We start from the raw sequence: 22,276 nt of genomic DNA, 5'->3' as shown, positions 1-22,276 counted from the left end.
TTTGTGCAGCGCAGCGGCGCGCTTGAAGCCGGAGGCACACTGAGGTATCAGGAGTGTTCGCTATTACCCCCGACCCCCTGTTTGCATTTGGGAGCGTCCACGCTCATGGCTCGCGTTACTGTCGAAGATTGCATCGAAAAAATCCCCAACCGTTTCCGGCTGGTCCTTCTGTCTGCGCACCGCGCCCGCAATATCGCGGCCGGGTCCCAGCTTCAGATTGACCGGGATAATGACAAGAACCCGGTTGTGGCGCTGCGCGAGGTAGCCGACGAAAAGCTGGACCTTGATGCGCTGGCGGAAAGCCTGGTTGCGGGTCTGGAGCGTGTCATCCCGGCTGATGACGATGAAGACGAGGCGCGTCACGACGCTGCTGACGCCCCGCGCGCCCTGCCTGCACCTGAAATGGACGAGGCAGCCATGCTGCGCGCCCTGCAGAGCGATCGGGACGGGCCGGCAGACGGCCGTTTGTAAACGTTGGGCGGGGTAGCGCTCAGCGCGTCCGCCGAAGCGCCGGGAACCATCCCAAGCGCCGACGACCTCATAGCGCGCGTATTGACCTACCATCCCAATGCGGATGTGGAGCTGTTACGCCGCGCCTACGACTATTCACGCGACAAGCACGCCCATCAGAAGCGCCATTCCGGTGAGCCCTATTACGGGCACACCGTGGCGGTGGCGATGCTGCTCGCCGACCTTCATCTCGACGTGGCAACGGTGTGCAGCGGGCTCCTGCACGACACGGTTGAAGACACCGATGCCACGCTTGAGGAGATAACCGAGCTTTTTGGTGAGGATGTCGCCCGCCTCGTTGATGGCGAGACCAAGCTCAGCCAGATGGAGCTGATCAACAAGCGTACCCGCCAGGCGGAGAACTTCCAGAAACTCGTCCTGGCCATTACGGACGATGTCCGCGTGCTGCTGGTGAAGCTCTGCGACCGGCTGCACAATATGCGCACGCTGCATTTCATGCCCAAGCCGGAAAAGCGTGAGCGGATCGCCCGTGAGACGCTGGAAATCTACGCGCCGCTAGCCCGGCGCATCGGCGTGAACCGTATCTGCGTCGAGCTGGAAGACCTGGCTTTCCGCAACATCAATCCTGACGCGTATGAGTCCATCACCCGCCGGCTGGCCGCGCTGCGGGCCACACGGGCCTCCGCGATTGCCGCCATGTCCTCGCTGCTCTCCCAGCGGCTTGAGGAGGCGGGCATAGACTGCCGCGTGTTCGGACGCGAGAAGCGGCCCTATTCGATCTGGCGCAAGCTGGAGCGCAAGGGCACCTCGTTTGACGACATTGCCGACATCTACGCCTTCCGAGTGATCGTGAACACGCCGGACGAGTGCTACCGGACGCTGGGGGTGATCCATCAGAACTGGCGCTCGGTGCCGGAGCGCTTCCACGACTACATCTCCACCCCCAAGCCCAATAATTACCGCTCGCTGCACACCACCATTGTGGGTCCGCACAATGTGCGCATGGAGCTGCAGATACGTACCGAGGCCATGGAGGCGGTTGCAGAGACCGGCGTGGCCGCGCACTGGCGCTACAAGGCTGGCCGCTACGGTTATGACGCCAAGTCAGCGCGCGAGGCAGGCGGCGACCCGCTCGGCCGGTTGCGGGCTTTTGTCGAAATTCTCGAGCAGGGCGGTGACCCGGACGAGTTTCTCGAGCATGCCAAGCTGGAGATGCTCACCGACCAGGTCTACGCCTTCACGCCGAAGGGCGAGCTGATCGCCCTGCCGCAGGGTGCAACGCCGCTGGATTTTGCCTTCGCGGTCCATACCGAGCTGGGGGCAGGGGCGGTTGGCGTGCGTATCAATGGACGCGAGCGGCCATTACGTACCCGGCTGCGCAATGGCGATACGGTAGAGATCATCAAGGGCGGGGTGCGCCAGCCACCTGCGGGGTGGGAAGACCTTGTGGTTACCGGCCGCGCCAAGGCCGCGATCCGCAAGCTGATCCGCGAAACCCAGCAGCAGGAGTTTGAGCGCCTTGGCAAGGTGATCGCCGAGCACGCCTTCCAGCGTGAGGGCAAGGCCTTCAAGGAAAACATGCTGACGGAGGCGCTGGCGCGGCTCGACCTGAAATCCGCGCCGGAACTCTATCAGGCACTGGGCAGGGGGCAGATCACCTCCACCCAGCTCTTTGACGCGGTATTTCCCGGCCAGCGCGAGAAAAGCCCCAATGATCCGAGCCAGCGCGAGCTGATCGACGATGAAAAGGGCGCGCTTTACGTGCATGGCAGCGGTCTGACGCCCGGCGTGTCGCTGCATTTCGCGCCCTGCTGCTCGCCGCTTCCAGGCGACCGCATTGTCGGCATTTTGCGCGAGGGCGTGGGCGTGGAAGTCCACGTCATCGACTGCGAGCGTCTGGCCGAGCTGGAGGAGGAAGACCCGGCCTCTGGCGATAACTGGATCGACCTGAAATGGACGCCTGAAGCGCGCTCGAACGCTGTTTCGGTGGGCCGGGTGCTGGCAACTGTGCGCAACGAGCCGGGCGTGCTGGCCGAGATTGCCGGGGCTGTCGGTGAGGCACGCGGCAACATCACCAATATCAAGACGCTTTCCCGCTCGCGCGATTTCTTTGATATGGCGTTCGACATTGAGGTAGTGGACGTGCGCCACCTGTCCAACATCGTCGCTGCACTGAAGACGTGTGACCGGGTAGTCAGTGCCGAGCGCGCCCGTTACGAGTAGCGCCGCTTTTTATCGGGAGGCCGGATATGATGACCGCAGACGAAGTGCTGGACGAGTTCCGCGAGGCAGGTGCCTTGCTGGAGGGACATTTTATCCTGTCCTCTGGCCTGCGCAGCCCGGTCTTTCTGCAAAAGGCGCTGGTTTTCCGCGAGCCTGCCCGCACCGAAAAGCTGTGCAAGGCGATGGCTGAGGCCGTGCGCGCGAAGGTTCAGGACAACATTACCGCCATTGTCTCGCCCGCGCTGGGCGGGATTATTCCGGGCTATGAAACCGCTCGCCAGCTGGACCTGCCTTTTCTGTTTGTCGAGCGTGAGGATGGCGAGTTCCGCCTTCGGCGCGGCTTCCAGCTGACCGCGGCCGACCGCGTGCTGGTTGTCGAGGACATCGTGACGACGGGCCTCTCCTCGCGCGAGTGCATCTCCGCGATAGAGAAGACTGGTGCCAAAGTGGTGGCTGAATGCTGTCTTGTGGACCGTTCCGGCGGGCGCGCTGACGTGGGCGTGCCGCTGATCGCGCTCGCGACGGTGGCTTTCCCGGCTTATGCCGAAGACGCCCTGCCGCCAGAGCTGGAGCGCATTCCGGCCATCAAGCCCGGCAGCCGGGGGCTGGAGGCGTAAGGCCGATGTTGCGTCTGGGCCTCAATATCGATCACGTCGCGACCATCAGGAATGCCCGCGGCGGCGCGCATCCCGATCCGGTGCGGGCGGCGGCGGTGGCGCAAAGCGCGGGCGCGGACGGGATCACCATCCATTTGCGTGAAGACCGGCGTCATATCCGCGATGGTGATCTGGAGGCTATCCGCTCGGCGACGCGCCTGCCGATCAATCTTGAAATGGCCGCGACCGACGAGATGGCCGAAATCGCTGAACGCTTTAAGCCCCATGCCGCCTGCCTGGTGCCGGAAAAGCGTGAGGAGCGCACGACCGAAGGCGGGCTGGATGTGGCGGGTCTGCACAACACCATCGCGCCGATTGTGCGCCGCCTGAAAGACGCTGGATGCCGCGTCTCGCTCTTCATTGAGCCGGACCCGGTGCAGATTGCGGTAGCCGAGGTTCTGGGCGCGCCGGTCGTGGAGCTGCACACCGGGCGCTATGCCGAGCTCTGGCTGGAGGGCGATGAAGCGGGCGTGGCGCGCGAGCTGGCACGCCTGCAGGACGCGGCCAGAGAGGCCGTCCGGCGTGGTATCGAACCGCATGCAGGCCATGGCCTGACCTTTGACAATGTGAAGCCCGTGGCCGCAATCGCGGAGCTCGCCGAGCTCAATATCGGCCATTTCCTCATTGGCGAGGCGATCTTCACCGGGCTGGAAACGGCCGTGAAGCGCATGCGCGCCCTGATGGACGAAGCGCGCGCGGAGAAGGTCGCGTGATAATCGGCATCGGCACCGATATTATCGATATCCGCCGCATAGAGCGCTCGATTGAGCGGTTTGGCGACCGCTTCAAGAACAGGGTGTTCAGCGCAGGCGAGCGCGCCAAGGCAGAGAGCCGGATGCGCGAGGTGGACACCTATGCCAAGCGCTTTGCCGCCAAGGAAGCGACCGCCAAGGCGCTGGGTACCGGCATATACCGGGGCGTGATCTGGCGTGATCTGGAAGTCATCAACCTCAAAGGCGGCAAGCCGACGATGAATCTGTCGGGCAAGGCGCTGGAGCGTGCCCGCGCGCTCACGCCGGACGGCATGGATTTCACTGTTCACCTGACCCTGACCGATGATTACCCCTGGGCGCAGGCCTTCGCGATCCTGGAAGCGATCCCGAAGGCGGAGCCGGGCGCATGACCAACCGGCTCAAGCAGCTTGAAGAGGCCGTCGGCTATAAATTTACCGATCCCGGCCTGCTGGAAATCGCGCTGACCCATGCCAGCCATGGCGATGGCCGCCGCCGCACCGATTCCAACGAACGCATGGAGTTTCTAGGCGACCGCGTGCTGGGCCTTCTGGTGGCTGAACAGCTCTATTCCATGTTTGAGGGCCTTAGCGAAGGCGGGCTGGCGCATCGTCTGAATGCGCTGGTCAATAAGGGTGCGTGCGCGCGCGTCGCTCGGTCCATCGGTCTGGGAGATGCGCTGCTTCTGTCACCGGGCGAGGAGCGCCTTGGGGGACGGGACAAGGAATCCATCCTTGGCGATGCCTGCGAGGCGCTGATCGGCGCTATCTATCTCGATGGCGGGCTGCCAGCTGCGCGTGCCTTTTTCGACTCCGCGTGGGAGGAGGAGCTGGCCCAGCTCACCCGCCAGACCAAGGACGCGAAATCCTATCTGCAGGAATGGGCGGCGCGCAAAAGCCTGCCAGCGCCAGCCTATCAGCTGGTGTCGCGCAAAGGGCCGGACCATCGGCCGCATTTCACGGTGGAAGTGACGATAGACGGGCTGGAACCTGCTATGGGTGAAGGCGCGACCAAACAGGCTGCGCAGCGCGCCGCCGCCGAAGCCATGCTCAAACGGGAACACGCCCATGACCAGTAAGGAAACCACCCGCGCAGGCTTTGTCGCCGTGATGGGCGCGCCCAATGCGGGCAAATCCAGCCTTGTGAATGCGCTGGTCGGCCAGAAGGTCTCCATCGTCACCCACAAGGTGCAGACCACGCGCTTCCAGATACGCGGCGTGATGATGAAGGATCGCACGCAGGTCGTGCTGGTCGATACGCCCGGCGTGTTCGCGCCGCGCAGGCGCCTCGACCGGGCGATGGTGAAAGCGGCCTGGGCCGGGGCAGACGAGGCCGATGCCATCGTCCACGTGGTCGATGCCGCTGCCGCGTCGCGCGTGCTGAAGGGCCGTACAGGCGGGCAGGATGCGCGCGCCGATGAAGACACGCGCCGCGTGATTGACGGGCTTAAAAACGCCAATCGGACGGCCATTCTGGCGCTCAACAAGATTGATCTCATCAAGCGCGACGAGCTGCTGGCACTGGCACAAAGTCTCCATGAAACAGGCGCTTACAGCGAGGTCTTCATGATCTCTGCGAGCAATGGCAGCGGCGTGAAGGATCTGGCCGCGCGTCTTGCCGGGCTGATGCCTGAAGGCGAGTTCTTCTATGACGAGGACCAGATTGCCGATCTGCCCATGCGTCTGCTGGCTGCTGAGATCACGCGCGAAAAACTGTTCCTGCGCGTCCATGACGAGCTGCCCTATGGGCTCACCGTGGAGACCGATAGCTGGCAGGACCGCAAGGATGGCTCGGTGCGTATCGAGCAGACGATCTACGTGGAGCGCGAAGGCCACAAGCCGATGGTCATCGGCAAGGGCGGCCAGACGCTGAAAACCATTGGCGAACTGGCCCGCAAGGAGCTCTCTGCCGATCTGGAGCGCGAGGTTCACCTCTTCCTGCACGTGAAGGTGCGTCCCGGCTGGAGCGAGGAGCGCGCGCGCTATTCCGCGCTCGGCCTGGAGTTTGATGCGTGATTATGCCCCTCGTCCTTCGAGACGCTCGCTGCGCTCGCCCTCAGGATGAGGGGCAGGGGCGGCTAACCCCTCATCCTGAGGAGGCCGAAGGCCGTCTCGAAGGACGAGGGGTGCCCCATGGAATGGACTGATACCGGCCGCATCATCGCTGTGCGCAATTATGGTGAGACCAGCGCCATTGTGGAGCTGCTTACCCCGGAGCATGGCCGCCATCCGGGGCTCGTACGCGGCGGGCGGTCCAAGGCCATGCGGCCCATCCTGCAGCCGGGCAATGCGGTGCGCGCGGTCTGGCGGGCGCGGCTGGACGAGCATCTGGGCAATTACGCGCTGGAAGCAGAATCGCTGGACGCCGGTGCGCTGATGGATGATCCGCTGGCGCTGTCTGGCCTCAATGCGGCCTGCGCGATGGCGGTGCTGGCCCTGCCGGAGCGCGAGGCACATCCGGCGGTACATGGCGCGTTCGAGGTGCTGGTATCGTCCTTGAACGATATCGATATCTGGCCCGCGCTCTATATCCGCTGGGAGGCGGGCCTGCTGGCTGATCTCGGCTATGGCATGGATCTGAAGAAGTGTGCCGCCACCGGCCAGACCCATGATCTCAAATATGTCAGCCCGCGCACCGGGCGTGCGGTCGGCGCGGAGGCCGGCGCGGAATATGCTGACCGCCTGCTGGCCCTGCCGGGCTTCATGGCAGGGTCGGGAGAGGTCTCGCCGGGTGATATTGCCGCCGGTCTTAAGCTCACCGCCCACTTCATCGAACGGCGCGTGCTGTGGCCCACTGACAAGGTATTGCCCGAAGCGCGCGCGCGCATGATCGAGCGGCTGGAATCGGCGGGCAGACTTTAGGCTGAACGCCCTATACTGGCCTGAAGCAGAATCAGTGACAGAGGCAGGGCATGGGACACGAACCGGTTGGTGAGGCAGGGCGCATTTTCCCTGAGCGCTTCGAGGATGCGCTGTCCTCGCGCTATCTGGCCTATGCGCTCTCCACCATCACCCAGCGCGCGCTGCCCGATGCCCGTGACGGTCTGAAGCCCGTTCACCGGCGGCTCCTGCACGCCATGCGCCTTCTGAAGCTTGATCCCGATGCGGCGTTCAAAAAGTCCGCGCGTGTGGTCGGCGATGTGATCGGTAAATACCACCCGCATGGCGACCAGTCCGTCTATGACGCGCTGGTGCGTCTGGCGCAGGATTTTGCCGCCCGCTATCCGCTGATCGAGGGGCAGGGCAATTTCGGCAATGTGGACGGCGATAGCGCGGCGGCCATGCGCTATACCGAAGCGCGCCTGACCGAAGCGGCCCGCCTGCTGCTGGCGGATATGGACGAGGACACGGTCGATTTCCGCAAGACCTATGACGGGTCGGAGGAAGAGCCGGTCGTCCTGCCCGGTGCGTTCCCGAACCTGCTGGCCAATGGCGCGACGGGCATTGCGGTCGGTATGGCGACCAGCATCCCGCCCCATAACGCGGCTGAAATCTGCGATGCGGCGCGCCATCTGATCACCAGGCCGGATGCAGACGTGCGCGCGCTGGCCAAATTCGTCAAAGGGCCGGACTTTCCCACCGGCGGCATCTGCGTGGAGTCTGCCGATTCCATCCTTGAAGCCTATGAGACGGGCCGGGGCGGCTTCCGCCTGCGCGCCAAGTGGGAGGTGGAGGATCAGGGGCGTGGTACGTGGCGCATCGTCGTCACGGAGATTCCCTATCTGGTCCAGAAGGCGCGGCTGGTGGAGCGCATCGCGAGCCTGATGGAAGCCAAAAAGCTGCCTCTGCTGGCCGATGTGATGGATGAAAGCGCGGAGGATGTGCGCCTGGTGCTGGAGCCGCGCGCGCGCACGGTCGATCCGGCCGTGCTGATGGAATCCATGTTCCGCGCGACTGATCTGGAAGTGCGTTTTCCCTTGAACCTCAACGTGCTGGACCCCAAGGGCGCGCCGCGCGTGATGAGCCTGAAAGAGGTCTTGCAGATATGGCTGGACCATCGCCGCGAAGTGGTGGTGCGCCGGGCCACGCGCCGTCTGGCGCAGGTGGAAGACCGGCTGGAAGTGCTGGCAGGCTATATCATCTGCTTTCTCAATCTCGACCGGGTCATCGCCATCATCCGCGAGAGCGATGAGCCCAAGCCCGATCTGATGGCCGAGTTCCAGCTGTCCGAGCGGCAGGCCGAAGCGATCCTCAATATGCGCCTGCGCTCGTTGCGCAAGCTGGAGGAGATCGAGCTGCGCGCGGAATCTGACCGGCTGGGCGAGGAGCGTGCGGGGCTGAAAGCCCTCCTTGCGAGTGATGAGCAGCAATGGGCGAAGGTGGACGGTGAAATCGCTGCCGTGCGTGAGAGCTTCGGCCCGCGCACCGCGATTGGCCGCCGCCGCACCCATTTTGCCGATGCGCCGGCCGATGATCTGGCCGACCGCGTGGAAGAGGCGCTGGTGGTACGCGAGCCGGTGACGGTCGTGCTCTCCGAAAAGGGCTGGATACGCGCGCTCAAGGGCCATGTGGACGACCTTTCAAGCCTGAAACACAAGGATGGCGACGAGACGGCGTTTGCCGTGCGCTGCGAGACGACCGACAAGCTTCTCCTGTTTGCCACCGATGGGCGGGTCTTCACGCTGGATGCGTCGAAGCTGCCGGGCGGGCGCGGCTTTGGCGAGCCGGTGCGCCTGCAGATCGATCTTGATGAAAGCTCGGCTCCGCTGGCGCTGGTGAAGCATGATCCGGCGCGCAAGCTGCTGATCGCGTCTAGCTCCGGCCATGGCTTCCTCGTGCCGGAAGCCGAACTGCCCGCCATCAAGCGGGCGGGCCGCCAGCTGGTGAATCTCGTCGAGGGCGCCGAGGTGATCGTCGTGACCGAAGCGAAAGGCGACTCTGCCGCCGTGATCGGCGAGAACCGCAAGCTGCTCGTCTTCGCTCTTGATGAGATCCCTGAAATGACGCGCGGCAAGGGTGTGCGCCTGCTGGGCGGCAAGGGCGGAGAGGTGAGCGATGTCACGGTGTTTGCCGCCGAAGAGGGCCTGACCTGGACGGACGGGGCCGGGCGCAAGCATCTGGTGGAAGACTGGAAGCTCTTCCTCGGCAAGCGCGCGCAGGCCGGACGTCTGGCACCGAAGGGCTTTTCGCGCGCTGGACGCTTTGCGCCGAGAGGGCAGGTTTAGCATTGACCGGGTTGCAGGCGACGCTAACTGCTCTGGCGGACGCCATGAAGACCTGCCGCGACCCTTGGGCTGTTTATGGCGGCGCCGGACTCCATCTCCACGGCATCGAGGACGGGCCGCTGGCTGATATCGATGTGCTGGTATCTGACCGGGATGCACTAGCGCTTCTGGAGCGCGCCGATGTCACGCGAAAACAGTCAGAGCCATCTCAACTGTTCCGCTCCCGTCAGTTCCTTAACGCCAGCTTTGGCCAAGTGCCGGTCGAGATCATGGCCGGGCTGGAAGTATGCCGTGAGGGTAAGTGGTGGCCTGTGGAGGTTCATGAGAGCATCAGCCTCGGCATGGGTGACATGCCCGTTCAGGTCGCCAGCCGCAGCGAGCTGATACGTATGTTCAGACTAATGGGACGTGAGAAGGACTTGCACCGCGCCCGCCTTCTGGAAACCGCCCCTTAAGCCACAGACGCCCAACAGGCTTGGCGCGCCGGACGGTTGGGTTTAATTGTCAAAGGTACAAGCCCCGCCACCTCCTCACGGGAAGGATAATTCCATGGAATTTGTCATCATCCTCGTCATCCTTGCCGTTATCGGCCTGGCCATCATCCTCATCTACAACCGCCTCGTGGCCCTGCGTCAGACGACCAATCAGGCCTGGGGCGATATCGATGTGCAGATGAAACAGCGCTACGATCTCGTGCCGAACCTGGTTGAGACCGTGAAGGGTTACGCGACACACGAGAAGGAAACGCTGGAAAACGTCATCAGGGCGCGCCAGCAGGCCATAGATGCCACCGGCATGAAGGATCTGGCCGCTGCCGAGAACATGCTGACCGGCGCGCTGCGCCAGCTCTTCGCGCTGTCGGAAGCCTATCCGGATCTGAAAGCCAACCAGAACTTCCTGTCGCTGCAGCGCGAGCTGGCCGATCTGGAAAACAAGATCGCCGCCGCCCGCCGCTTCTTCAACAATGCGGTGTCGGAATACAACACGGCGATTGAGCAATTCCCGGCCGTGGTGCTGGCAGGCCCGTTCGGCTTCAAGGGCCGCGAGTTCTTCGAGATTGCGGCCACCGAGCGCGCTGCGCCGTCGGTGAAGTTCTAAGGTACCGGCACGCGGAGGCCTGTCATGCTCGCAGCGACCGGCCTTCGCAGCCATATCTGGAACAATAATCTCAAATCCATCCTGCTGCTGGCAGGATTCCCGTTCCTGATCCTCGGCCTCGTCTACGCCATGACGGTGCTGTTTCTGGCGTGGACGGCGGGCGAGCAGGCTGATGTAGGCCGGGCTGCCGGAGAGGCGGCCTATGCCATGCCGATGATTACCCCATGGGTGCTGATCGGGGTGGTGATCTGGTTCACCATTGCCTGGCTGTCACATCAGGCGATCATCGATGCCAGCACCGGCGCGAAGAAGGTGTCGCGCAATGACGAGCCGGAACTTTACAACCTGCTGGAAAATCTGTGCATTTCGCGCGGGCTGACCATGCCCGCCTTGCGGATCATCGAAACGCCCGCGCTGAACGCCTATGCCTCCGGCCTGACCGAGAAACAGGCAGCGGTCACGGTGACGCGCGGCCTGATGGAAAAGCTCAATCGCGATGAACTGGAAGCGGTGCTGGCACACGAGCTGACCCATATCATCAACCGCGATGTGCGCCTCCTGGTCATCTCCATCATCTTTGTCGGCATCATCTCTTTCACCGTGGAGATCATGGTGCGCGGCATGCTGCATGGCTCGCTAGGGCGGGCAGGGGGCGGACGGCGCGGATCGGGCGGCAATGCGGGCGTGTTCATCCTGGTGGCCATGGCTCTTGCCGCGCTGGCATGGATGCTGGCGATCGCCATCCGCTTCACCCTGTCGCGCAAGCGCGAATACATGGCCGATGCGGGCGCGGTGGAGCTGACCAAGAACCCCGACGCGATGATCTCCGCCCTGATGAAGGTGTCGGGCAATCCGGATGTAGAAGGCGCGCCGGCAGAAGTGCGCCAGATGTTCCTGCATGACCGCTCCAGCGGGTTTGCAGGCATGTTCGCCACCCATCCGCCCATGGACAAGCGCATCGCCGCGCTGGAGCGCTATGCGGGCGGCAACCGGCCTCCGCCGCGCGCCGGGGCTGTGCCTGCGGTTTAGGGTTTTACCCCCAGTAGCGGCGCGTAGGCGCGCGCATAGACGTGCCAGACCGCGCTGAACAGGGCCGCTATCATCGGGCCTATGATGATGCCGATGGCGCCGAACAGGGTCAGGCCTCCGAGCGTTGAGATCAGCACCATGAGATCGCTCATCCTGGCGTCCCTGCCGACCAGACGCGGGCGCAGGAAATTGTCGATATTCATGATGATGATAAAACCGAACAGGCCGAGCGCTATACCGGCTGTCATCTCGTCCTGATAGATCAGCCAGGCGGCAGCCGGCCCCCAGACCAGGGGGGTGCCGATCCCCGGAATCACGGAGAGAAGCCCCGCCACAGCACCCCAGAACGGGGCGCCCGGCACGCCGGCGATGGCGAGCGCCAGTCCCGTAACGGTGCCCTGCACAAGGCCGATGATCAGCGTGCCCTTTATCGTCGCACGGATGGTGGAGACGGCCCGCCCGGCCAGCAGAATGCGGTCGCGCGGACGCAGCGGCAGGAGTTGCAGCGCCGTGGCGGTCATGGCGCGGCCGTGCACCAGAAAGAAGTAAAGCGCGTAGAGGAAAACGATCAGGTTCAGAAAGACCATCAGGGTCGAGCCTGCCGCCGACGTCATGGTGTTGATGGCAACCCGTCCGGCTGTGGCGGCGAAGCTGCCGATCTGGCTGGCGATTTCGCCCTGATAGCGGATCACTTCCTCGCGCCACGGCACCCATTCGGGCACTCCGCCGCCGGCTGCCCGCCAGTTCGTCACCTGTTCCTGCACGAAGGGGGTGAGCGCCTCACTTACCTGCAACGCTTCCCGCACGACAATCACGACCAGAATGCCAAGCGGCACCATGCCTATCAGAATGACCGACACGATCAGCAGGCTTGCCGATACGCGTGCCCGGCCGCCCAGCGTGTCGGCTATATCGTCCTGAATGGGTGTCAGCATCAGGGCCAGCACGGCGGCAAGGAAGACCGCCCCCAGAAAGTCCTTCACCATCCAGACGAAGAGTCCGGTCAGCGCCAGTGCCGCAACAACAATTACGTAGCGCTGCAGCGCCGCGCGTTCTGCTGGGGTCGGACCGCCGGGAGCGTCGCCAGGGCGTGGTTCAGCCATAAAGTGCTCTTGGCAGGGCGGTGGCTAGCCAGGGCAGGGCGGCAACCAGCGCTATTGCGAAAAGCTGAATGATAACGAAGGGGATGGCGCCGCGATAGATGGCGCTTGTCGGCAGCGAAGGCGGCGCCACACCGCGCAGGTAGAAGAGCGCAAAGCCGAAGGGCGGGGTCAGGAAGCTGGTCTGCAGGTTCAGCGCCATCAGCACGCCCAGCCAGATCGGGTCCACGCCCATCAGGAACAGGATCGGCGCGACGATAGGCACGACCACGAAGGTGATCTCGATGAAATCGAGGAAGAAGCCCAGCACGAACATGATGAGCATCACCACCAGCACCGCGCCGAATACACCGCCTGGCACGGCCTCCAGCATGGCGCGCACGCTGCCATCACCGCCGAGCTCCCGGAAGACCAGCGCAAACAGCGAGGCGCCAATAAGGATCACGAACACCATGGAGGAGATGCGCGCGGTCTGTGTCATCACCTCGTCGAGTACGCGTGTGCGGAACAGGCGGATGAGCGCCCATAGCGTACCCACAGCGGCCACTGCGCCGAGACCCAGGGTGAGAAGGCGCTCATTGCCGTCCACTCCGGCGCGCAGATTGAGCGCCATGGCAGCAGCGATCAACGCCAGCAGGCTGATAGCTCCGATGGCTACCAGCCAGCGTCCACCGCGCGGATTGGACGATGCGCCCGCATTGCGGAAACCCGCCAGCAGGGTTGCGCCAAGAGCGCCGACACCGGCGGCTTCGGTGGGTGTGGCAAGGCCGGCAAGGATCGAACCCAGCACCGCAACGATCAGCGCCAGCGGCGGTATCAGCGCGCGCAGCACCTTGAAGATGTCCGCGTTCAGTTCTTCCCTGGGAATAGCCGGTGAGGCAGATGGCCGAGTGACCGCGATGACGATCTGGTAGACGATATACCCGCCCACCAGCAGGAGGCCGGGAATGAGTGCCCCTGCAAACAGATCGCCCACGGTCAGGATGTCGGGGGCGAAAATGCCCTGTTCACGCTGCGCGCGCGCATAGGCTGAACCCAGCTGGTCGCCGAGCAGGATCAATACGATAGACGGTGGAATGATCTGCCCCAGCGTGCCGGACGCGGCGATTGAACCGCTGGCGAGCGCCGGGTCATATCCGCGCCGGAGCATGGTCGGAAGCGACAATAGGCCCATCGTTACCACGGTGGCGCCTACGATGCCGGTTGATGCTGCCAACAACGCGCCAACGATCACGACCGAAATGCCAAGCCCGCCGCGCATCGAGCCGAACAGCGCGCCCATGGCTTCGAGCAATTCCTCGGCAACGCGCGATTTTTCCAGCATGACGCCCATGAAGACGAAAAGCGGCACGGCCACGAGGATGGATTTATCCATCTCCATGATGTTGCCGTAGATGCGCTGCGGAAAGGCGCGCATGTGCAGCGGGTCGAACGCGTCGAACGCCAGTCCGATCAGCGCAAAAAGGATGGCGACACCGGCCAGGGTGAATGCCACCGGGAAGCCACGCAGCAGCGCGATCACTGCCGTGACAAACATCAGGAAGGGCAGGGCAACCAGAAGGAGGTCCATCACAGGGCTCCCGTCGGCGCGTCCTCGCGCAGGCCTTCGTCAGGGGTGTCCCTGTCAGCCAGTGTCAGCGCCGCCCTCGCGGCCATCGAGACCCCTTGCGCGATCATCATTACGGCAAAGACGGGAATGGCGGTCTTAAGGGCAAAGACCAGAGGCAGGCCGTCGCTCTCGCGCGAGCGTTCCAGTATCCGCCAGGCGCCGCCCACATAGGTGCGCGACGTGTCGAGGATCAGCCAGCACATCGGGATCAGCGCCAGATAGACGCCAGCAAGATCAGTCCACGCCTTCGCCCTGGACGACAGGCGCGAGTAGAAAATATCGACGCGGACATGCCCGCCCGCCAGCAGCGTCACCGCGCTCGACAGCAGGAAAAGTAGAGCGTGCAGGTAGATAATGCTTTCCTGCAGCTTTGTGACCGAAACCCCGAAAACATAACGCTGAATGACAACAAGGCTGGTGACCAGCACCAGCGCGAGAGCAAACCAGCGGGCCGCGTCACCAATGGCGCGGTTGACAGCATCGATGATGACGCTGGTGCGGACCAGTGCTGCGGTCATCAGGGCGGGCGGCGCGGCGATCACAATCCACAGGGCGGCGACCAGCGGCAGCGCGATGACGGGCGTCAGCGCCCAGCCTACCCAGCCGAGAAGCGCGCCGAACTCACGGCCTGTGGCCGGCAGGTCGGATGCGATCCATGTCTGAACACTGCCGCCGCTGATCTGATCAGCGGCGATCAGCGTCAGTGTCAGTGCAATGAGCGCGAGAAGCAGCCAGTCGCCCGCCCGCATTGTCTAGCCGCCCAGCACCAGTTCGCGTTTTTGCAGGTATGGCGTCTCGGACACGTTGGCCCATTCGCGCGAACGCCGCCGCGACTGGACGTAGCTGTTGTATACCCGGCGGGAGATCGCGTCCGCATTGGCGGCATTGGCCACCACTTCCTCACTCACCCGGCCCAGCTCGCGCCAAATCTCGTCGGAGAAATTACGAAGCTGCACGCCGTGATCCTCGATAAGGGTTTGCAGCGCGATGCCGTTATGGTGGGTAAACTCGGCGATGGAGAGGTTGTTGGCGGCATGGGCTGCCGCTTTCACGATGGCTTTCTGATTTGCAGGCAGGCTTTCCCAGACGCCCAGATTCATGCCCAGTGCGAGCGAGGAGCCGGGTTCATGGAAGCCCGGGCCATAGTAGAACGGCGCTTCGCGGTAGAAGCCGAAAGCCAGATCATTCCACGGCCCAACCCATTCGGTGGCATCAATCGCGCCGGACTGGAGGGCCTGGTAGATCTCGCCGCCAGACAAGGCGACCGCCGCGCCGCCCAGTGCGCGGATCACATCGCCGCCTAGGCCAGGCATGCGTACGCGCAGACCCCGGAAGTCCGAGAGAGCGTTGATCTCGCGCTTGAACCAACCGCCCATCTGGTGGCCGGAATTGCCGGCCTGGAAAGGCTTGATATTGAACTGGGCCGAGAGCTCGTCCCACAATTCCTGTCCGCCGCCATATTCCACCCAGGCCATGATTTCCATGGCTGTCATGCCCATCGGAACAGCGCAGAAGAAATTGTAGGCCGGTGAACGGCCCTGCCAGTAATACTCTGCCGCGTGATACATGTCGGCGACGCCGTTGGAGACCGCGTCAAAGACCTCAAACGCGCCGACAATCTCGCCCGCGCCATAAACCTGCACTTCCAGCTCGCCGCCGGACATTTCGCCGATCAGGCGGGCGGTCGTGTCGGCGGCGGTGCCTAGACCTGGAAAGTTTGCCGGCCAGGTCGTGACCATGCGCAGCCTGCGGGTGCGCCGCCGGTTCACGGCCGGTGCGGCCACCTCACCTTGTGTTTCCTGCGAACAGGCGGTTGCCGTTGCGGCGGCCGTGATTGCCGCCCCGCTCAGGAATGTCCTGCGATCCATGACTGTCTCCCCCGTAGACGCGCTTTGCGCGCTGACGGCCCGATTCCAGAGCGGGCCTTTACGCCTTCAATAGCAGGCTTTGGGCTACTCGCCAGCCTCTAACCGCCGCCAGCCTGCGGGCTCGAGGACATCCAGTGGCGAAAAGCGCGCCTTGTAGTCCATTTTTGCGCTGCCCTTGACCCAATAGCCCAGATAGATGTGGGCGAGGCTGGCGGCTTTCGCGCGCCGCACATGGTCAAGGATCATGAAGCTGCCGGGACTGAAGGGCGCGCGGTCGGGGTCAAAAAAGCTGTAGATCAGTGATAGCCCGTCGGGGAGTTCGTCAACGAGGGCGGCGGCGGCCAGATGCCCCGCTGCATCGCGGTATTCGGCGATATGGGTGCGCTGCATTCCGTCTTCGACCATGCCGACATAATCGAGGAAGTGCATGCCAGCCATGTCACCGTCGCCGTGACGCGATTCCAGATAGCGGCTCATCAGGGCAAATTGCTCGGTCGTGGCGTCGGCCGGACGGATGTCGACCATCAGGTCGTCATTGCGTTTCAGGATACGCCGCTGCGACCGGGAGAACGTGAACTCTGAGACGGGGATCCGCACCGATTTGCACGCCGAGCAGCGTTCGCAGGCGGGCCGGTAGAGGATGGACTGGGAACGGCGGAAGCCTGCATGCGTCAGCGCGTCATTCAGCCCTGGACCGTCTGCCGGATCGACCCTGGTAAACACCTTGCGCTCAAGCTGCCCCGGCAGGTAGGGGCAGGGCGTCGGTGCCGTCAGGAAGAACGGCAGCTGGCGCGTGGTGAACGGGTGCGTCACGGCAATTCTGATCCCTCAATACTGGCGGCGAATCCGCGTCAGGATTGAAATCAGTGTAGCCTCAGCGCAGTTCCACCGGAACAGCCCGTTTTCATGCAAGGGGCGGCCGCTTACAGCGCGCCCCCCGGTGGCAGCACGGGCGCTTCACGCAGCAGCACGATCGACAGGCGGCGATTGCCTGCCATGTAGGGATCGTCCGGGAAAAGCGGTTCGGCAGAGCCCTTGCCGCGGACATCAGACACCCGGTCGTCAGAGATGCCGCGCTCCTGCAATATGCGCAGCGCCGCATTGGCGCGGGCAGATGACAACTCCCAGTTCGACGGCGCATTGGCCGGAACGGGCGAGGCATCGGTGTGACCAGAGATGGTGATCCGGTTTGGCAGGCGCTCCACCGCATTGGCTACTGCGCGCAGAAGCACGATGGCGCGCTCATTGGGGCGGGTGGCTCCGGCGTTGAACATCGGACGGCCTTCCTCATCAATCAGCTGGATGCGCAGGCCTTCAGGCGTCTGGTCGATGATCAGGTGGCGGGAGAGCTCGGCAAGCTCGGGCATTTCTTCCAGCGACTGACGCAAAGACATCTCCGCGCTTTCAAACTCGGCCTGTTCGCGGCGCGCCAGGGCGCTGGTCAGCGCGTCCTGCGCGATGTCACGCGGGCTGCCTTCGCCATTATCGGGTGTTTCGTCAGTTCCCGAACCCGGGGCGTGCGAGGTCGGATTGCGTTCCAGGAATGCCATGTCCGGGCTGGAGACGCCTTCATCGCCGCGCGGCGGCATCAGGCGCAGTGGCGCCGAGCCGGTATTGTCGGTGCTGACGGTGGAAGGAGAGAAATAGTCGGCCACGCCGCGCAACTGCTCCTGATCGACCGAGTTGATCAGCCACATCAGCAGGAAAAACGCCATCATCGCTGTGACGAAATCTGCATACGCCACTTTCCAAGCGCCGCCATGATGACCATGTCCGGCCTTCTTGATTTTCTTGATGATGATTGGTTGACCGGAAGCCATATCCCACCCGCATTCTTGTTGTTGTATCGCCAAGCTACACGAACAGGGTTAAGGGCGGGTTGAAGCACCGGATGGAGGCACACTTTGGAAACTGCGCGCGCATTCCGCGATGCTCTGGGCTGCTATCCCACCGGCGTGGCTCTGGTCACGGTGCTGGAGGATGGCCGCGTCCGCGCGCTGACCATCAACTCGTTTGCGTCAGTCTCGCTGGAGCCGCCTCTGGTGCTGTGGTCGCTTGACCGGGCGAGCCTGCGATATGGCCAATTCTCGTCCGCACCGCGCTTTGCCATCAATGTGCTGGGAGCCGATCAGGAAGCGCTGGCGCTGGCCTGCGCGCGCGATGATGATCTGGGGCGTGCAGGCGGCCAATGGGCAGAAGGGCAGACCGGCGTGCCGCTGGTCAGGGACGCGATAGCGCGTTTTGAATGCACGCTTGATGCGGTGCATGAGGGCGGAGACCACATCATCATTGTCGGGCGGGTAGCGGCTTTCGACCAGCCGCGCACCGCGCCCGCGCTGGTATTCCACCGTTCGGTATTCGCAGCGGCGCACTAAACACGAAGGAAACGACACACATGGCCTGCGCAGCATTTCTCGGCCTCGGCGTGATGGGCTTTCCGATGGCAGGCCACCTCAAGGCTGCGGGCCATGAGGTGCGTGTCTGGAACCGGACAGCAGCCAAGGCGAAGGCCTGGGCAGATCAGCACGCGGGCACCGCGTCCAGCAGCCCTGAAGAGGCCGCTGACGGAGCAGACATCGTCTTCATGTGCCTGGGCGATGATCCCGATGTCCGCGCGATTGCCCTTCCGCTGCTTGAGCACATGAAGCCCGGCAGCGTACTGGTGGATCACACCACGGCGTCGGCGCAGCTGGCGCGTGAACTTCATGCGGCGGCCGCTGCGCGCGGCATCGGCTTTGTCGATGCGCCGGTCTCAGGCGGGCAGGCGGGCGCGGAGAACGGCCAGCTCTCCATCATGTGCGGCGGGGAGGCAGATGCTTTCGCCAAGGCTGAACCCGTCATGCAGGCCTATGCCAAGGCCATCGTCCATGCGGGCCCGGCGGGCGCCGGTCAGCTGACCAAGATGGTCAACCAGATATGCATAGCCGGCCTCGTGCAGGGGCTGTCCGAAGGTATTCACTTTGCGCAAGCCGCAGGGCTGGACGTGGAAACCGTCATCAGCGCGGTCTCCAAGGGCGCGGCGCAGAGCTGGCAGATGGAGAACCGCTGGCAGACCATGGATCAGGGCAAGTTCGATTTCGGCTTTGCTATTCAATGGATGCGGAAAGATCTTCGTATTGCGCTTGAAGAGGCGCGCGCCAATGGCGCCAAGCTACCCGTCACCGCGCTGGTTGATCAGTTCTACGCGGAAGTAGAGGCCATGGGCGGCAGGCGCTGGGATACGTCCAGCCTCATTGCGCGGCTGAACCGCGAATGAGCGTCGAGCTTCTCTTTTCCATTCTCGACCATGCAGGCGTGTTCCTGTTCGCCGTCTCTGGCGGGATCATCGCCGCGCGCAACCGGCTGGATCCGTTTGGCGCAGCCATTCTGGGCGCCGTGACCGGCATGGGCGGCGGTACGCTGCGCGACATGATCCTGGGAAGCCTTCCGGTCTATTGGGTCAATGCGCCGGAATATCTCGCGCTGGCGCTGATCGGCGGTATCGCGGGTTATTACGCCTCGGCACTGGTCACGTCGGGCAAGGGCATACGGCTCAAAGCTCTGGTCTGGGCCGATGCGGCGGGCCTCAGCGTATTCTGTGTGATCGGGGCACAAGCTGGCCTCGCCGCCGGGGCGCACTGGTCCATCGCTGCGTTGACTGGTGTGATGAGCGCCGCCTTTGGCGGACTGCTACGCGACATCATCGTCAACGAGGTGCCGCTTATCCTGCGTGCTGAAATCTATGCGCTCGCGGCGCTCGCAGGGGCTTCGGCCTATATCATCGCGGTGCAGATGGGGGTGATGACCAGCGTCGCCGCGCTCGGGGCCGCTGCGCTGGCTTTCACGATACGCGGCGCGGCCATCCTCTTTGGCTGGTCCCTGCCACCGATCGGGCGGGTTGATTAGTTTGCCGAACCTGAAATCCCGGACGGCGTAGCCGATCCGGGACCTCGTGCAGGAAATGCGCACACCTAAGCCCTCGTCCTTCGAGACGGCTTCTGACGAAGCCCCTCAGGATGAGGGCTTGGGTTGAGCTTTTTCCCTCATCCTGAGGGCGAACGCAGTGAGCGTCTCGAAGGACGAGGGAAAAGTTTGACCGCTACTCCCCCAGTATCTCCGCCGCCATGGGCGCGAAATAGGTGAGGATGCCGTCTGCGCCTGCGCGCTTGAAGCAGGTGAGGGTTTCCATCATCACCCGCTCGCCATCAATCCAGCCGTTTTGCGCGGCCGCCATGATCATGGCGTACTCGCCGGACACCTGGAAGGCATAGGTCGGCACGCCGAACGCCTCCTTCACGCGGGTGACGATGTCGAGATAGGGCAGGCCCGGTTTCACCATCACCATGTCGGCGCCTTCTTCAATGTCCATGGCCACTTCGCGCAGGGCTTCATCGGTATTGGCCGGGTCCATCTGATAGGTCTTCTTGTCGCCTTTCAGCGCCGCCGAGCCGATGGCGGAGCGGTACGGGCCATAAAAGCCCGATGCATACTTCGCGGCATAGGAGAGGATCAGCGTGTCGGTATGACCCGCTTCCTCCAGCGCACCCCGGATCGCGCCGATGCGGCCATCCATCATGTCGGAAGGGGCCAGCACATCGCAGCCCGCCTCAACCTGGGCCAGGCTCTGCGCGATGAGGAGGTCGACGGTCGCGTCATTGAGGATCACCCCGTTCTCCATAACGCCGTCATGGCCATGATCGGTGAAGGGGTCGAGCGCGACATCGCAGATAATCCCCACCTCCGGCGCGGCATCTTTCATCGCTTTGACCGCCCGCATGACAAGGCCATCGGAATTGAGCGCTTCCTTGCCGGAACCATCCTTCAGAGAAGGGTCGATGTGCGGGAAGACGGCAATCGCCGGGATGCCAAGATCACGCGCGCGCTTCGCGGCTTTCGCCGCTTCGGCGACACTCATGCGCACCGTGCCGGGCATGGCTTCGACCGGCTCGATAGGGTCTGCGCTGTCTGATACGACAATCGTCCAGATGAGGTCGTGCGGGGTCAGATGGGTCTCGCGTACCAGATTGCGGATCCAGGGCTGGCTGCGCGTGCGCCGCAGGCGGGTATTGGGAAACAGGGCCATTTCGTCTATCTCGCGTGCCAAAGACCATTAGAGCTTGTCAGGAGGTTTGCCGTGAATTTCGAGCTGACGGAAGAGCAGGCGCTGATTCAGGACGCCGCACGCAAATTCTCTGATGACCGTTTAAAGCCCAATGCCGCGCGCTGGGACGAGGAAAAGCATTTCCCGGTCGATGTCCTCAAAGAAGCCGCCGAGATGGGCTTTGCGGGCATCTATACACGCGATGATGTGGGCGGATCTGGCATGAGCCGGCTTGATGCGGCGCTGATCTTTGAGCAGCTCTCGCGCGGGTGCGTTTCGACCGCCGCCTTCATCTCCATCCACAACATGGTCAGCTGGATGATCGATAGCTGGGGCAGCGAGGAACAGCGCCAGCGCTGGCTGCCGCGCCTGACCGCCATGGAGATTATCGGCTCCTACTGCCTGACCGAACCCGGTGCGGGCTCCGATGCCGCCAGCCTGCGCACCAAGGCTGTGCGCGATGGCGACCATTATGTGCTGAACGGCGCGAAAGCCTTCATCTCCGGCGGCGGGGTGTCTGACCTGTATGTCGTCATGTGCCGCACGGGCGAAGACGGGCCGAAAGGCATCTCTACAATCGTGGTGGAGAAGGGCACGCCGGGCCTCTCCTTCGGTGCGAACGAGAAGAAGATGGGCTGGAACTCGCAGCCCACAGCTGTCGTGACGTTTGAAGACTGCCGGGTGCCGGTGGAGAACCGCCTCGCGGACGAGGGCATGGGCTTTACGCTGGCCATGAAGGGCCTCAATGGCGGGCGCATCAATATCGGCGCGTGCTCGCTGGGCGGTGCGTCCGAAGCCTTTGATCTCGCCGTGGCCTACACCAAAGAGCGCAAGCAGTTCGGCAAGCCGGTCTCCGCGTTTCAGGCCAATGAATTCAAGCTGGCCGATATGGCAACCGAGCTGGAAGCCTCGCGCCTCATGCTCTACCGCGCGGCCGCCGCGCTGGATGCCAATGACCCGTCCGCGCCGAAATACTGCGCGATGGCGAAGCGGTTCGCGACCGATCTCGGCTTCAAGATCGCAAACGACGCCCTGCAGCTGCATGGCGGGTATGGCTATCTGAAGGACTACCCGATCGAGCGGATCGTGCGCGATCTGCGCGTCCACCAGATTCTTGAAGGCACCAACGAGATCATGCGCGTCATCATCGCGAAGGATGTTTTGCGGTAGGGGGGCTGTCATCCTCCGCCCGCGTAGCGGTCCGGGGGCCCCATGCCTGCAAAGAAACTACGCCCTCGCCCTTCGAG

The 22,276-nt window shown here is 63.6% G+C and carries 23 protein-coding genes; 16 read left to right on the top strand and 7 right to left on the bottom strand.

Going from position 1 to position 22,276, the window contains the following annotated elements:
* Positions 1-105: 105 nt before the first annotated feature.
* The 12 genes from rpoZ to ACTIGC_RS07050 all read left to right on the top strand — a co-directional run bounded on the left by rpoZ (position 106) and on the right by ACTIGC_RS07050 (position 11,372).
* Entirely contained in the window at positions 106-471 is a 366-nt protein-coding gene (rpoZ, locus tag ACTIGC_RS07105) for a DNA-directed RNA polymerase subunit omega (RefSeq protein WP_127567010.1), read from the top strand.
* 3 nt (positions 472-474) lie between these two features.
* The gene (locus ACTIGC_RS07100; RefSeq protein WP_439633741.1) at positions 475-2,694 is read left to right on the top strand and encodes a RelA/SpoT family protein; all 2,220 of its coding nucleotides are present in this window, start codon (positions 475-477) and stop codon (positions 2,692-2,694) included.
* A 29-nt stretch (positions 2,695-2,723) separates the two neighbouring features.
* Positions 2,724-3,311 (top strand): orotate phosphoribosyltransferase, encoded by a 588-nt coding sequence (gene pyrE / locus ACTIGC_RS07095; RefSeq protein WP_127569408.1) that lies wholly within the window; start codon positions 2,724-2,726, stop codon positions 3,309-3,311.
* Between the two features lie 5 nt (positions 3,312-3,316).
* Positions 3,317-4,063, top strand: coding sequence for a pyridoxine 5'-phosphate synthase (locus tag ACTIGC_RS07090; RefSeq protein WP_439633740.1), 747 nt, complete (start codon positions 3,317-3,319; stop codon positions 4,061-4,063).
* Entirely contained in the window at positions 4,060-4,473 is a 414-nt protein-coding gene (acpS, locus tag ACTIGC_RS07085) for a holo-ACP synthase (RefSeq protein ID WP_439633739.1), read from the top strand. Before ACTIGC_RS07090 ends, acpS begins: the two co-directional genes overlap by 4 nt.
* A complete protein-coding gene (gene rnc, locus ACTIGC_RS07080; RefSeq protein ID WP_439633738.1) occupies positions 4,470-5,159 on the top strand; it encodes a ribonuclease III in 690 nt (229 codons plus the stop codon). The genes acpS and rnc overlap by 4 nt, the downstream gene beginning before the upstream one ends.
* Entirely contained in the window at positions 5,149-6,096 is a 948-nt protein-coding gene (era, locus tag ACTIGC_RS07075; protein ID WP_439633737.1) for a GTPase Era, read from the top strand. Before rnc ends, era begins: the two co-directional genes overlap by 11 nt.
* 117 nt (positions 6,097-6,213) lie before the next feature.
* Positions 6,214-6,942, top strand: a complete 729-nt coding sequence (gene recO / locus ACTIGC_RS07070) for a DNA repair protein RecO (protein WP_439633736.1) — start codon at positions 6,214-6,216, stop codon at positions 6,940-6,942.
* Positions 6,943-6,992: 50 nt separating this feature from the next.
* Entirely contained in the window at positions 6,993-9,245 is a 2,253-nt protein-coding gene (gene parC / locus ACTIGC_RS07065; RefSeq protein ID WP_439633735.1) for a DNA topoisomerase IV subunit A, read from the top strand.
* A 44-nt stretch (positions 9,246-9,289) separates the two neighbouring features.
* The gene (locus ACTIGC_RS07060; RefSeq protein ID WP_439633734.1) at positions 9,290-9,700 is read left to right on the top strand and encodes a hypothetical protein; all 411 of its coding nucleotides are present in this window, start codon (positions 9,290-9,292) and stop codon (positions 9,698-9,700) included.
* 94 nt (positions 9,701-9,794) lie between these two features.
* Entirely contained in the window at positions 9,795-10,343 is a 549-nt protein-coding gene (locus tag ACTIGC_RS07055) for a LemA family protein (protein WP_439633733.1), read from the top strand.
* 24 nt (positions 10,344-10,367) lie between these two features.
* The gene (locus tag ACTIGC_RS07050) at positions 10,368-11,372 is read left to right on the top strand and encodes a M48 family metallopeptidase (RefSeq protein WP_439633732.1); all 1,005 of its coding nucleotides are present in this window, start codon (positions 10,368-10,370) and stop codon (positions 11,370-11,372) included.
* Here the strand turns inward: ACTIGC_RS07050 and ACTIGC_RS07045 are convergent.
* The 6 genes from ACTIGC_RS07045 to ACTIGC_RS07020 form a co-directional block, all read right to left on the bottom strand.
* On the bottom strand, positions 11,369-12,475 hold the full coding sequence (locus tag ACTIGC_RS07045; protein WP_439633731.1) for an AI-2E family transporter: 1,107 nt from the start codon (positions 12,473-12,475) through the stop codon (positions 11,369-11,371). The genes ACTIGC_RS07050 and ACTIGC_RS07045 overlap by 4 nt on opposite strands.
* Positions 12,468-14,042, bottom strand: coding sequence for a TRAP transporter large permease (locus tag ACTIGC_RS07040; RefSeq protein ID WP_439633730.1), 1,575 nt, complete (start codon positions 14,040-14,042; stop codon positions 12,468-12,470). Before ACTIGC_RS07040 ends, ACTIGC_RS07045 begins: the two co-directional genes overlap by 8 nt.
* On the bottom strand, positions 14,042-14,830 hold the full coding sequence (locus ACTIGC_RS07035) for a TRAP transporter small permease subunit (protein ID WP_439633729.1): 789 nt from the start codon (positions 14,828-14,830) through the stop codon (positions 14,042-14,044). Before ACTIGC_RS07035 ends, ACTIGC_RS07040 begins: the two co-directional genes overlap by 1 nt.
* Before the next feature lie 3 nt (positions 14,831-14,833).
* Entirely contained in the window at positions 14,834-15,949 is a 1,116-nt protein-coding gene (locus ACTIGC_RS07030; protein ID WP_127566982.1) for a TRAP transporter substrate-binding protein, read from the bottom strand.
* Between the two features lie 84 nt (positions 15,950-16,033).
* The gene (locus ACTIGC_RS07025; protein ID WP_127566980.1) at positions 16,034-16,762 is read right to left on the bottom strand and encodes an arginyltransferase; all 729 of its coding nucleotides are present in this window, start codon (positions 16,760-16,762) and stop codon (positions 16,034-16,036) included.
* Between the two features lie 110 nt (positions 16,763-16,872).
* On the bottom strand, positions 16,873-17,769 hold the full coding sequence (locus ACTIGC_RS07020; RefSeq protein WP_127566978.1) for a flagellar motor protein MotB: 897 nt from the start codon (positions 17,767-17,769) through the stop codon (positions 16,873-16,875).
* An 84-nt stretch (positions 17,770-17,853) separates the two neighbouring features.
* On the opposite strand from ACTIGC_RS07020, the gene ACTIGC_RS07015 reads away from it, so the two are divergent.
* Genes ACTIGC_RS07015 through ACTIGC_RS07005 form a run of 3 tightly spaced genes read left to right on the top strand, consistent with a single transcriptional unit; the run spans position 17,854 to position 19,834 of the window.
* A complete protein-coding gene (locus ACTIGC_RS07015) occupies positions 17,854-18,324 on the top strand; it encodes a flavin reductase family protein (protein ID WP_439633728.1) in 471 nt (156 codons plus the stop codon).
* A 20-nt stretch (positions 18,325-18,344) separates the two neighbouring features.
* On the top strand, positions 18,345-19,205 hold the full coding sequence (locus ACTIGC_RS07010; protein ID WP_439633727.1) for an NAD(P)-dependent oxidoreductase: 861 nt from the start codon (positions 18,345-18,347) through the stop codon (positions 19,203-19,205).
* Positions 19,202-19,834 carry a trimeric intracellular cation channel family protein gene (locus ACTIGC_RS07005; RefSeq protein ID WP_439633726.1) on the top strand — a complete coding sequence of 211 codons (633 nt, stop codon included), beginning with the start codon at positions 19,202-19,204 and terminating at the stop codon, positions 19,832-19,834. The genes ACTIGC_RS07010 and ACTIGC_RS07005 overlap by 4 nt, the downstream gene beginning before the upstream one ends.
* 193 nt (positions 19,835-20,027) lie before the next feature.
* Here the strand turns inward: ACTIGC_RS07005 and hemB are convergent, their stop codons facing one another.
* Positions 20,028-21,011, bottom strand: coding sequence for a porphobilinogen synthase (gene hemB / locus ACTIGC_RS07000; protein WP_439633725.1), 984 nt, complete (start codon positions 21,009-21,011; stop codon positions 20,028-20,030).
* 51 nt (positions 21,012-21,062) lie between these two features.
* Between hemB and ACTIGC_RS06995 the strand changes: the two genes are divergently transcribed.
* Positions 21,063-22,199, top strand: a complete 1,137-nt coding sequence (locus ACTIGC_RS06995) for an isobutyryl-CoA dehydrogenase (RefSeq protein WP_439633724.1) — start codon at positions 21,063-21,065, stop codon at positions 22,197-22,199.
* Positions 22,200-22,276 lie beyond the last annotated feature (77 nt).

The organism is Glycocaulis sp. (assembly GCF_051859565.1).
Lineage (GTDB): Bacteria > Pseudomonadota > Alphaproteobacteria > Caulobacterales > Maricaulaceae > Glycocaulis.
Note: the sequence above shows the minus strand (reverse complement) of the source record. Positions and strands in the feature narration are given on the sequence as shown.

Excerpts from the sequence above, each read along its gene's own strand:
- rpoZ (WP_127567010.1), top strand. The coding sequence starts at position 106 with ATGGCTCGCGTTACTGTCGAAGATTGCATCGAAAAAATCCCCAACCGT.
- pyrE (WP_127569408.1), top strand. The coding sequence starts at position 2,724 with ATGACCGCAGACGAAGTGCTGGACGAGTTCCGCGAGGCAGGTGCCTTG.
- ACTIGC_RS07090 (WP_439633740.1), top strand. The coding sequence starts at position 3,317 with ATGTTGCGTCTGGGCCTCAATATCGATCACGTCGCGACCATCAGGAAT.
- rnc (WP_439633738.1), top strand. The coding sequence starts at position 4,470 with ATGACCAACCGGCTCAAGCAGCTTGAAGAGGCCGTCGGCTATAAATTT.
- era (WP_439633737.1), top strand. The coding sequence starts at position 5,149 with ATGACCAGTAAGGAAACCACCCGCGCAGGCTTTGTCGCCGTGATGGGC.
- recO (WP_439633736.1), top strand. The coding sequence starts at position 6,214 with ATGGAATGGACTGATACCGGCCGCATCATCGCTGTGCGCAATTATGGT.
- parC (WP_439633735.1), top strand. The coding sequence starts at position 6,993 with ATGGGACACGAACCGGTTGGTGAGGCAGGGCGCATTTTCCCTGAGCGC.
- ACTIGC_RS07060 (WP_439633734.1), top strand. The coding sequence starts at position 9,290 with ATGAAGACCTGCCGCGACCCTTGGGCTGTTTATGGCGGCGCCGGACTC.
- ACTIGC_RS07055 (WP_439633733.1), top strand. The coding sequence starts at position 9,795 with ATGGAATTTGTCATCATCCTCGTCATCCTTGCCGTTATCGGCCTGGCC.
- ACTIGC_RS07050 (WP_439633732.1), top strand. The coding sequence starts at position 10,368 with ATGCTCGCAGCGACCGGCCTTCGCAGCCATATCTGGAACAATAATCTC.
- ACTIGC_RS07045 (WP_439633731.1), bottom strand. The coding sequence starts at position 12,475 with ATGGCTGAACCACGCCCTGGCGACGCTCCCGGCGGTCCGACCCCAGCA.
- ACTIGC_RS07040 (WP_439633730.1), bottom strand. The coding sequence starts at position 14,042 with ATGGACCTCCTTCTGGTTGCCCTGCCCTTCCTGATGTTTGTCACGGCA.
- ACTIGC_RS07035 (WP_439633729.1), bottom strand. The coding sequence starts at position 14,830 with ATGCGGGCGGGCGACTGGCTGCTTCTCGCGCTCATTGCACTGACACTG.
- ACTIGC_RS07030 (WP_127566982.1), bottom strand. The coding sequence starts at position 15,949 with ATGGATCGCAGGACATTCCTGAGCGGGGCGGCAATCACGGCCGCCGCA.
- ACTIGC_RS07020 (WP_127566978.1), bottom strand. The coding sequence starts at position 17,769 with ATGGCTTCCGGTCAACCAATCATCATCAAGAAAATCAAGAAGGCCGGA.
- ACTIGC_RS07010 (WP_439633727.1), top strand. The coding sequence starts at position 18,345 with ATGGCCTGCGCAGCATTTCTCGGCCTCGGCGTGATGGGCTTTCCGATG.
- ACTIGC_RS07005 (WP_439633726.1), top strand. The coding sequence starts at position 19,202 with ATGAGCGTCGAGCTTCTCTTTTCCATTCTCGACCATGCAGGCGTGTTC.
- hemB (WP_439633725.1), bottom strand. The coding sequence starts at position 21,011 with ATGGCCCTGTTTCCCAATACCCGCCTGCGGCGCACGCGCAGCCAGCCC.